Source organism: Rhodococcus sp. FH8 (assembly GCF_019266085.1).
In the GTDB taxonomy this organism is placed as follows: Bacteria; Actinomycetota; Actinomycetes; order Mycobacteriales; family Mycobacteriaceae; genus Rhodococcus_F; species Rhodococcus_F qingshengii.
Genome location: NZ_LPNQ01000065.1, coordinates 89,355 through 98,330, shown reverse-complemented (window position 1 = coordinate 98,330; position 8,976 = coordinate 89,355). Strand labels below are relative to the sequence as shown.

17 protein-coding genes are annotated in these 8,976 nt (G+C 60.8%); 6 read left to right on the top strand and 11 right to left on the bottom strand.

Going from position 1 to position 8,976, the window contains the following annotated elements:
• Positions 1-195: 195 nt before the first annotated feature.
• On the top strand, positions 196-918 hold the full coding sequence (locus ATN38_RS14855; RefSeq protein WP_003943634.1) for a hypothetical protein: 723 nt from the start codon (positions 196-198) through the stop codon (positions 916-918).
• A 33-nt stretch (positions 919-951) separates the two neighbouring features.
• Here the strand turns inward: ATN38_RS14855 and ATN38_RS14850 are convergent, their stop codons facing one another.
• The 10 genes from ATN38_RS14850 to ATN38_RS14810 form a co-directional block, all read right to left on the bottom strand.
• The gene (locus ATN38_RS14850; protein ID WP_007726588.1) at positions 952-1,149 is read right to left on the bottom strand and encodes a CsbD family protein; all 198 of its coding nucleotides are present in this window, start codon (positions 1,147-1,149) and stop codon (positions 952-954) included.
• Positions 1,150-1,237: 88 nt separating this feature from the next.
• On the bottom strand, positions 1,238-1,501 hold the full coding sequence (locus ATN38_RS14845) for a GlsB/YeaQ/YmgE family stress response membrane protein (protein ID WP_047890188.1): 264 nt from the start codon (positions 1,499-1,501) through the stop codon (positions 1,238-1,240).
• Positions 1,502-1,720: 219 nt separating this feature from the next.
• A complete protein-coding gene (locus ATN38_RS32780; RefSeq protein WP_256520448.1) occupies positions 1,721-1,843 on the bottom strand; it encodes a hypothetical protein in 123 nt (40 codons plus the stop codon).
• A gap of 64 nt (positions 1,844-1,907) precedes the next feature.
• Entirely contained in the window at positions 1,908-2,492 is a 585-nt protein-coding gene (locus ATN38_RS14840; protein ID WP_193595556.1) for a hypothetical protein, read from the bottom strand.
• Positions 2,489-3,058: a DUF6286 domain-containing protein gene (locus ATN38_RS14835; protein ID WP_019747451.1), complete on the bottom strand. Its 570-nt coding sequence runs from the start codon at positions 3,056-3,058 to the stop codon at positions 2,489-2,491. Before ATN38_RS14835 ends, ATN38_RS14840 begins: the two co-directional genes overlap by 4 nt.
• Positions 3,055-3,447, bottom strand: a complete 393-nt coding sequence (locus ATN38_RS14830; protein ID WP_051649755.1) for an Asp23/Gls24 family envelope stress response protein — start codon at positions 3,445-3,447, stop codon at positions 3,055-3,057. The genes ATN38_RS14835 and ATN38_RS14830 overlap by 4 nt, the downstream gene beginning before the upstream one ends.
• The gene (locus ATN38_RS14825) at positions 3,440-3,619 is read right to left on the bottom strand and encodes a hypothetical protein (RefSeq protein WP_003943629.1); all 180 of its coding nucleotides are present in this window, start codon (positions 3,617-3,619) and stop codon (positions 3,440-3,442) included. The genes ATN38_RS14830 and ATN38_RS14825 overlap by 8 nt, the downstream gene beginning before the upstream one ends.
• 38 nt (positions 3,620-3,657) lie before the next feature.
• Positions 3,658-3,846, bottom strand: coding sequence for a hypothetical protein (locus tag ATN38_RS14820; protein WP_007726577.1), 189 nt, complete (start codon positions 3,844-3,846; stop codon positions 3,658-3,660).
• A gap of 70 nt (positions 3,847-3,916) precedes the next feature.
• Positions 3,917-4,201 (bottom strand): hypothetical protein, encoded by a 285-nt coding sequence (locus ATN38_RS14815; RefSeq protein ID WP_042452304.1) that lies wholly within the window; start codon positions 4,199-4,201, stop codon positions 3,917-3,919.
• Complete coding sequence (locus ATN38_RS14810) at positions 4,198-4,662, bottom strand: Asp23/Gls24 family envelope stress response protein (protein ID WP_003943699.1); 465 nt, start codon at positions 4,660-4,662, stop codon at positions 4,198-4,200. Before ATN38_RS14810 ends, ATN38_RS14815 begins: the two co-directional genes overlap by 4 nt.
• Positions 4,663-4,848: 186 nt before the next feature.
• On the opposite strand from ATN38_RS14810, the gene ATN38_RS14805 reads away from it, so the two are divergent.
• Together ATN38_RS14805 and ATN38_RS14800 are read left to right on the top strand one after the other, a co-directional pair.
• Positions 4,849-5,427 (top strand): RNA polymerase sigma factor, encoded by a 579-nt coding sequence (locus tag ATN38_RS14805; RefSeq protein ID WP_007726571.1) that lies wholly within the window; start codon positions 4,849-4,851, stop codon positions 5,425-5,427.
• Positions 5,424-5,915: a hypothetical protein gene (locus ATN38_RS14800; protein ID WP_202426214.1), complete on the top strand. Its 492-nt coding sequence runs from the start codon at positions 5,424-5,426 to the stop codon at positions 5,913-5,915. The genes ATN38_RS14805 and ATN38_RS14800 overlap by 4 nt, the downstream gene beginning before the upstream one ends.
• Before the next feature lie 220 nt (positions 5,916-6,135).
• On the opposite strand, the gene ATN38_RS14795 is transcribed toward ATN38_RS14800, so the two are convergent.
• The gene (locus tag ATN38_RS14795) at positions 6,136-6,384 is read right to left on the bottom strand and encodes a hypothetical protein (RefSeq protein ID WP_007726566.1); all 249 of its coding nucleotides are present in this window, start codon (positions 6,382-6,384) and stop codon (positions 6,136-6,138) included.
• A 167-nt stretch (positions 6,385-6,551) separates the two neighbouring features.
• On the opposite strand from ATN38_RS14795, the gene ATN38_RS14790 reads away from it, so the two are divergent.
• The 3 genes from ATN38_RS14790 to ATN38_RS14780 all read left to right on the top strand — a co-directional run bounded on the left by ATN38_RS14790 (position 6,552) and on the right by ATN38_RS14780 (position 8,903).
• On the top strand, positions 6,552-6,740 hold the full coding sequence (locus ATN38_RS14790) for a PI-type proteinase (RefSeq protein ID WP_136472457.1): 189 nt from the start codon (positions 6,552-6,554) through the stop codon (positions 6,738-6,740).
• Positions 6,741-6,999: 259 nt separating this feature from the next.
• Complete coding sequence (locus tag ATN38_RS14785; RefSeq protein WP_007726563.1) at positions 7,000-7,419, top strand: STAS domain-containing protein; 420 nt, start codon at positions 7,000-7,002, stop codon at positions 7,417-7,419.
• Positions 7,416-8,903, top strand: coding sequence for a trehalose-6-phosphate synthase (locus tag ATN38_RS14780; protein WP_003943632.1), 1,488 nt, complete (start codon positions 7,416-7,418; stop codon positions 8,901-8,903). Before ATN38_RS14785 ends, ATN38_RS14780 begins: the two co-directional genes overlap by 4 nt.
• The last annotated feature ends 73 nt before the right edge of the window (positions 8,904-8,976 follow it).

The following is an 8,976-nucleotide window of genomic DNA, read 5'->3' as shown; positions in this document are numbered from 1 at the left end:
AACAAACCATAACGACCAATTTATGCGTTTGGCTAATTATCCCGGCGGGCGAGACTTTTGTTACGGCATGTCACATGATTAGCAATCACCACCATTGGAAAGTCGAAAGACGCCACTGAAAAGCCCGTCAATACGCCTGAACGTCCGTCCAGTCCGGGCGCTTCACGGGCGGAGAATTCTCAGATAAAGGAAGCTGTGACGATCAATTCGATCATCCCCGCCGGCAAGAGTGCGATCGGGAAGCTGGTCGGTGCGCCGTTCCACTTCGCATCATCGCTGCGCATGGCCAGGGTTTTTCACCCTCACGGGATCGAACTGAAGGGAACATTGAAGCCGGCCACCCCATGGTGGCCGGTATCGGAGTCGTCGACGATTACCGTCACCGCTCGAATGTCGAAAGCCCTCGGAACACCCGGAGACCTACCCGACGTACTCGGCCTGGCGCTTCGGTTGCACGATGTCGGCGCAGATGAAAACCCGTGGGACATTCTTCTCGCAACATCAGGACTTTCTACCTTCTCGAAAATGTTTCCAGCTCCGGCTTTCTCGTGGAACGGCGCGAGATACAGCACACTGGTTCCTTACTCACGCGCGGGCGGTGCCGCGGCGTGGCTGATCGTGACACCGCGCGGTGTCCATCCGGCCGGCACTTCTTTGTCAGCATTGAAAGCTGCGGTCGATCATTCCCCGCTGCACTTCTCCGTGTACCTCGCGAGGATTCAACTTCAGTTGATACCGATCGGACATCTCTGCCTCGACGAAGTCGAGGACCACCCGGATTGCCTCCAGCCGTCCTTCGATCCGATTCTGAACACACCGGCCCACATGCGCATGCTTCCGGAGTGGCTCGCAGAAACGCGCAAGTTCGCGTATCGCGGTAGCCGCAACGGCCGGGGAGGCACACAAAAGCGCGGTTGACCGGACGTGCCGATCAACCGCGCTGAAGCTCACTCAGCTTGTGAACTTGTCCTTGATATCCGAGACCTTGTCACTGACAGTGTCTCCGGCCTTCTTGACCTTCGCCTCGCCCTGATCGGCAACACCCTCGGCAGCCAGATCATCGTTGCCCGTGGCGTTTCCGAACTTTTCCTTCGCTTCGCCGATGAGATCCTCAGCGCGGTGCTTTGCCTTGTCGATGAAGTCAGACATGTATTTCTCCTTCTTGGATTCGGTCGTGCGTTCGGCCGTGGGATTCGGCCGTGGATTCAGTCGAACTCGAACTGCGTGGACAAATGTGTCAGCGTTTTCCGGTGACTGCCTTGACCAGGAACAGCAAGATGACAGCGCCGAGGAGGCAAGTGAGGAAGCTGAAGATCCAGCCCGCGCCCTCGACATCGACGCCGAAGACTCGAAGCAGGAAACCACCGATCAGGCCGCCGATCACACCGACAACGATGTTGAGGAAGATCCCCTGCTGCGCATCGGTTTTCATGATCTTGCTGCCGATCCAACCCGCTAGTCCACCGATGATGATCCAGGCGATGATTCCGAGTGAGAGCATTGTGACTCCTTGAGGTAAGGGACGGCGCAATGAGAGACTGCCGGTGAAGGGAGAGTTCCGAGCGATCGGCCCGCGCAACTAGACCGTGATCGCGGGTTGTGTTTGCACACAACCGGACTCTCCGCCGCACGACGCGGGGGATCGTGCACTCAGTAGCAGCCACATTGTCTGCTTACCTTTCTATCAGGTGTTCACGACAGAACCAAAATGACTGGCGATTCACCACATACGAGAAACGACACTCACCGACGCGCACATGATCAGCGTCACTACGATCGCGATCGCCATCGAGGTCACGGTCGCAAGGAGCAACGTGACACACAGTGCCACAGCAACATCCATGACTCTGTGCACGATCGGGAGGTCTACCAATACCCGGTCACCGGGAGGCTCAAACCTCGATTGATCAGAGAGTTCTCGGCTCATCGCGTTTCGCGCTTTCCACGGCGATGTGAGTTCTGGTCGCGACGGATGGATCACCGACCATCGACTCGACTTGATCCCCGGTGTCAGTGACGCGAGAAATCAACTCGGACAACGTTTCCGATCCGGATACGACGCTACGTCTCAATGTCACTCGCAAATCGATCGTGCGAACTCCACGATCGAGCAACGCTTTTCCTCGGACACGCGACACTTCGTCGAAGTCCTCCAGTGATGCGCTCGCTCCTTCCGCCACTGCACCCAGATCCGCGGTGATGGAATTGTGCGAGTTCGACCCAGGGACCGTGATCTCTTTCACCCGACGCAGCGGCACATGCGCGATCAACCACCGCAACGCGAGGAGGACTAGCAGTACTCCCCCAGCTCCGACAGCCCATGGCCACCACGAGTGATCGACAAGATCTTCAGCCCACGGGATCTCGATACGCGCCGGGAAATCCTTGATCACGTCGCGATTCCACAGGATCGCTGCAACTCCCAGCGCTATCGCAAGCATCCCTACGACGCATGTCGCCATACGATCCATCGCCGTCGCCGTCCGAGTCATGACAGCGATCCCGTCTGGATACGAACCTTGATTCGCGGCGATGGTGACAGCGACCCGGCCAAGTCCCCCAGCACCGCACGGATTTCCGATTCAGCGGTGGCGGCTCCATCGGGCGTGACCGAGGCCTTCACTTCCAGCTTGCGCCGGGTCGCGTGTGACGAAGCGGATCGAACCTGGGCCAGTGACTCGACGCGAACAGACGCTATCGCCGCTACATCGGCGGGATCGATCCACGTATTCGCGACTCCGACCAAGGCATTGGCAGTCTTTCGTCGCGGTTTGAGTCCGAGGATGACGAACCACAGGCCGAGAACGACGGCTGCGATCCCCGCCGGCAACATCCAACCCTGGTACGCGAGCCCGTCCACATATGCGGCAGCACTTGGTATCCACTGCGACCCGGTGATCACGCCGGTATCCACCAGCGCGTCGCGGACGCCGACCACGCCGAGCGCAAGTAGCGCCGCGGCGATGAGGAATCCCGTGACGGCCGATCCGGGCGCCGCAAGGGGAACAGGAGCAGCAGCCCTCGAGGCAGTGGGTGGTGCGACCTTGTCGGCGGTCATCGCACTTTCCTTCCCGCGTCACGCTTGGTCGATGCCGGGAGAACGCTCACGATCGCCACGTCCACGCCGTCTACGTCCAGGCCCGATACAGACTGCAACTGGGTTGTCACGTTCTCTCGCACCGCGGTACCGATGACCGACAAGGATCCGGGCCACTCGATCGCGATGTCCACCTTGGCCCGTACCCGCTTGCCGGATACCAGCACTCGCGCCCTCGGCAGTTCACGCCCGGTCAGTTTGTCCATGCCGCCGGCGTGATGACGCACCCCTGGGGTCCCGCGCGTCGCCTCGAGAACCAACTTCTGCGCGACTCTGTCTCGAATCGTCAGCGTTCCGCGATCGCCCGGCTCGGCAAGCACAGACGACTCCGGTCGAGCTGTCTCAGCCACGTCCGCGACCCTTCAGCATCACACCGAGATCGAACTCGCCGTCACGCTGACCACCGACGAGGTATCCGATCACACCGAGAACCAGAGCGATGAGGAATCCGGTGAAACCGCCTGCAGCAGCTGCGACTCCGAGAAGTAGTCCTGCCAGTAGGCCGACAGTCGAGGTGGTCATGTGAATCCTCCGTTGTGGATGATGTTCGTTGGTGCGAGTCAGATCTCGGTGTAGGTCTTGGCACCCGGAAACCGAGCGCGCAAACGCGTGTACTGGGTCCGAGCGGGTTTCGCTATCTGCCGCATCGTGCCGCGCAGTGTCCTGCGCACACCCACACCGATCGGGGACGCGAAGTCCCGGTCGACGCGTTCGAGCGCTCGATTGAGCGCGTCGGCAGATCCGCCCACGTCGGGGTGGTAGCTCCTGATCGCCTCTCGGCGTGCGGATCGTCGATCGGGAACTGAACCCCGAGAGTGCTCAGGCATCGTGCGCACGACCGACTACGTCTTCCACGGTCACGTTCACGGGGCCTGTAACGAGTCCTGAAACCGCTTGGCGGATACGTAAAGCCGTGTCTCGAACGGCGGCGTCGGCGAAGATGCACACATGGATGTCTGTCGACGACTCCGTCACCCGCACGCCGACGACGCGGCGGCCGGGGAGGTACGTGCCAACCTCGCCGAACATTCCGGCATGAAGCGAGGCGACCCCAGGTATCCCCGTCACAGCCGCCGCGATGGTGTCGGCGATTTCGGAACTCACTGCACCCGTGCAGTCTTGGGCTCGCCGGTTTCGTCGTCACTGCCCTCGTCGAGGTGAACGTCGTGAACCGTGATGTTCACCTCGGTCACTTCGAGACCCGTCATCCGTTCGAGCGCCGCAATGACGTTGCGGCGAATGCCGGTGGCCAGATCGGCGAGCGATACGCCGTACTCGGCCACGATGTCGATGTCGACCGCTGCCTGCTTTTCGCCGACCTCGACCGATACTCCCTGGGAGTGGTTGACACTCGCGCCGGGGATCCGCTCGCGCAGTGCCCCGACAACCCGCGACGCTCCGCCGCCGACGTCGTACACGCCGCTCACCTCTCGCGTGGCGATGCCGGCAATCTTCGAGACAACGGTGTCGGCGATCGACGTCTTTCCTTGCGAACTCACGAGAGCCGAGTCGTTCGATGATGCAACATCCTTCGTAGATGCTGTCGCAACCTGCGTGCTGACCATTGTCATCTCCTCCTGTTGATCGATCTACCTGTGTAGTCGTCACTCGAAGGCAAAACCGAATGCCCCAGTCAGGTGACGTGCATCACTGACACTTGTTAGTTACTATCCGTAACATTCAACGCCCCGGCCGGGCGAACAATCTTCGAACGCAGCCGAGTTTTCCGCATTTCCGCGAGAGGAGCGACTGTGGCGTTACCGCATACACAGGGGCTCACCGAAGCACCTGACGGTTTGGACACCGCGACAGTGAACGCTGCGATACTCGGCGACCGAGAAGCATTCGAGTCACTGGTGCACTACTACGGACCTGCACTTCACCGCTATGCGCGTCGCATGCTCGCAGACGAAGGTGACATTCTCGAGGTAGTCCAGGACACCTTCGTGGCCGCCTGGCGTCGACTCGATTCGTTTCGTGGCGAATCGTCGATGCGAACATGGCTTTTCGCGATCTGTTCCCGAAAGATCGTGGACAGCTATCGAATCAAGAGAGCTCAACCGATCGACGACAGATTGCTCGATCCTCTCGTGCCGTCTCCCGAGGCCGGCCCGTTCGACACGACCTCGAACTCCGCGTTCCTCGAGGCACTGGAAGAAGCGTTGGGTGAACTGCCTTATCGCCAGCGTGCGGCATGGACGCTGCGAGAGGTGGAGATGCTCACGTTCGTTCAAATCGGCAAGATTCTAAGACTCACCCCGGATGCGGTGCGCGGGCATCACCATCGCGCACGGGCTAACCTGAGTGAACGAATGACGAGGTGGCGATGACTGAATCACGAACCGACGCATTGATGGCGCACGCATCCGACGTCCTGCGGAACGCTCCCGAGCCGGGCTGGGATCGAATCAGCGACAAGGTGATCCGGGCGCTACGGTCGACCTCGGCGTCCGGTTGGCCGCTCGACGCACACGCGTCGGAAGGTCCACGTCTAGGCACGGTGTCGGTGAGCGATCACGTACTCCGCACCCACTTGGCCGCCGAGATACGTTCTCGGCACCACTGCTCGCCGAGCAGCATCGAGTTCTTCGTCGACGGCCACGAAATACGTTCACTACGTATCGAACTGGCAGCGCCATACGGAGTGGATCTGGCCGAACTGTCGGACCGGGTTCGATTCACCGTCGTCGATGTCGTTCACCTGATCCTCGGCGAGACGGACCCACCGGTCTCTGCAGAGAGCATCCACGTCGCCGTAGTCGACATCGTCGATGATCTACCTGCCGAAGCGAACACCAAAAGCCACTCCGAACACTAGGTGTTTGTTCGGCAAGTGTTTGGGAACCCGGCACTCATGACCACTCCCCCACCACCGGATCCGGGCCCCGCCCCCGACCCGGGGCCGCCGACACCACCGGCGCCGACACCACCCGATCCGATGAATCCGCCGCCCGTGCCACCGACTCCGACGCCACCGAACCCGTACCCTCCGGATCCGATCCCGCAGATCTGACGTCGGCTGCCCCGAACTTCGGAGTTCAACCGCCGAGTTCGGCGATCATCTCGCTCAACGATTCTGCGGCGATACGTAGTTCACCTTCGTCGGGGTTGTCGGGTGAGGACGGTAGACGTTCGGCCAACTGCTCGCGAGTGACAAGCGAGATACCCTCGAGACCGAACCCTTCTTCATCGGGGACGTAGATCTCGATCTCGCCCCCGACCGCTACCAGTTCCGAATGGGGGCCACTGCCCAGCAGTGCACGCAGGTGTTCGGTCGTCACGGTCATATGGTTCACGTGAAATCTCCTGCTTCGGTGACAGCTGACTTTGCCGGTATGGACTCGACGTGACGTACTGGCTCGACGTGACGCACTACCCCCTACTGAGTACCCCTCGCGGGTGAGCAGGAAACGACAAGTACATGAACAACGACTTCCCGAAGGAAACGCACACCATGAGTGAACAGAATTCCACCGACCGCACGGATCAGACGGACGAGCCGCAGACCACCGGCACCGACCACGGTCCGGGAACCGGCTCCGACACCGCACCCAAGGACGTTCAGACCGATCCGTCGGGCGAACGTACGTGGGCCGACGAGGGCGGAGCCTCGAGCACCGGCCCGGCGACTGACACCGACTGATCCCGGAAGGTCTGAACCATCGGGACCAAGGTCCCGTGGGCCGACGCTCACGGGACCTTGAAATCCGTACGGATCTAACGCTTTTCACCTGGGTTTTCGCGATGCGGTAAGGTAGGCACTCAGCACGGTTGAGTACCCAGCCGTTGAAGACGAGCACGGTTCGTGCGTTGCTTCCCGTGCCGTTTCCCGGTTTCGAACGAAACCGTTTCGAACCAGACCGTTCGAACGAACCGTTTCGAGCAATCCGTCAGGAGTTTCGATGAACGAGTTTTCGAGAACTACAGATGAGCGTACGGACAGTCCCCCCACCTTCACGACGACCTGTGCCGAAAACATTCAGTCGCTCGTGGTCAGCGGCGAGATCGACGTCCGGTCCCGAGCTGATTTCGCTGCCTGCGTCGACGACCTGATCGGTGAGCGACACCCGTTCGTACTCGACTGCTCGGACGTCCAGTTCATCTCCGTCGGAGGTCTTTCCATCATCGAGACTCTGTCGGCCAAGGCACGGAGGCTCGGCGTGCCGTGGACGCTCGTCGCAGCGCACCCTGTCAGGCGTCCGCTGTCTCTTCTGAAGATGGACACCGACATCGTGTACACCGACTCGACAGCCGATGCAGTCGCGTACCTGTCCTCGACCTCCGTCCTGGACGAGACCCTGGCGGAGCCGATGTCGGCGTGAGTACCGATCTCGAAAAGCTCTCCGAATTCGTCGTCGTCGCAAACCGACTGCCGGTCGATCTCGAAACCGACGAAGACGGAAGCAAGAACTGGAAGCGAAGTCCGGGTGGGCTCGTCACTGCGCTCGAACCCATCCTGCGACAGCGGGATGGCGCCTGGGTCGGCTGGCCGGGGGTCGCGGACGAGAAGGTCGATCCGATAGTGGTTGACGGCCTTCGTCTGTTTCCCGTCGAGCTGACCTCTCAGGACCTCGCCGAGTACTACGAGGGGTTCTCCAACGACACGTTGTGGCCGCTCTACCACGACGTTCTGGTGGCTCCGACGTTCGAGCGGTCGTGGTGGCACACCTACGTCGCAGTCAACCAGCGGTTCGCCGAGGAAACCGCGCGTTGCGCCGCGGACGGAGCGACTGTCTGGGTGCAGGACTATCAGTTGCAACTTGTGCCGGCGATGCTGCGCGAGCTGCGCCCAGATCTGACGATCGGGTTCTTTCTTCACATCCCGTTCCCTCCGGTCGAGCTCTTCATGCAGCTTCCGTGGCGCAAGGAGATCGTCAGGGGAATGCTGGGCGCCGATCTGATCGGCTTCCACTTACCTGGTGGCGCAAACAATTTCCTGTTCTTGGCCCGCAAACTTCTCGGCCTCAAGACGACGACCGCGGGCGTCGGTGTTCGAAGTGCGCTCGGGCATGTGGATTTCGATTCTCGCGTCGTCAAGGTGGGCGCCTTTCCCATCTCCGTCGATTCTGCCGAACTCGAGCGCCAGTCGAAAAGCGATTCGGTCCTGCGTCGCGCGCGCGAATTGAAGGAAGAGCTGGGAAATCCCGAGAAAATCTTGCTGGGAGTCGACCGGCTGGACTACACCAAGGGTATCGACCTGCGGCTTCAAGCCTTGAAGGAACTCCTCGACGAGGACCGTCTGGATCCGGAGAAGTACACGATGGTGCAGCTCGCGACGCCCAGTCGTGAACGCGTGCAGCACTATATCGACCTGCGTAGCGTCATCGAAGAGCAGGTGGGCCGCATCAACGGTGACCACAGTCAGATCGGCCGCCCCGTCGTTCACTACCTGTATCAGCCGGTCGACCGTGAAGAACTGATCGCACTGTTCGTCGCTGCCGACGTCATGCTCGTGACGCCGATGCGCGACGGGATGAATCTGGTGGCCAAGGAGTACGTGGCCTGTCGTGGCGACCTCGGAGGTGCTCTCGTTCTCAGCGAGTTCACCGGTGCCGCAATGGAATTACGACAGTCATATCTGGTCAACCCGCACGATCTGGACGGCGTGAAGAATACGATCCTGACCGCGGTTCATCAGGATCCGAAGGAAGGCCGCCGACGTATGGCTGCGCTGCATCGACAGGTCATGACACACGATGTGCATCAGTGGGCCGAGTCGTTCCTGACTGCGCTTGCCCCACCTGGACCGCTTCCGGACGATCAGTTCCTCACGGAGCGTGAGTCGAACTTTGCGCGCAACAACTGACCCCCCACGGGCTTGCGTCAGTGCGCTCGGAGACTCGAGCTAGGATTGGTTTCAGTTCATCGTCAAGCAGCGG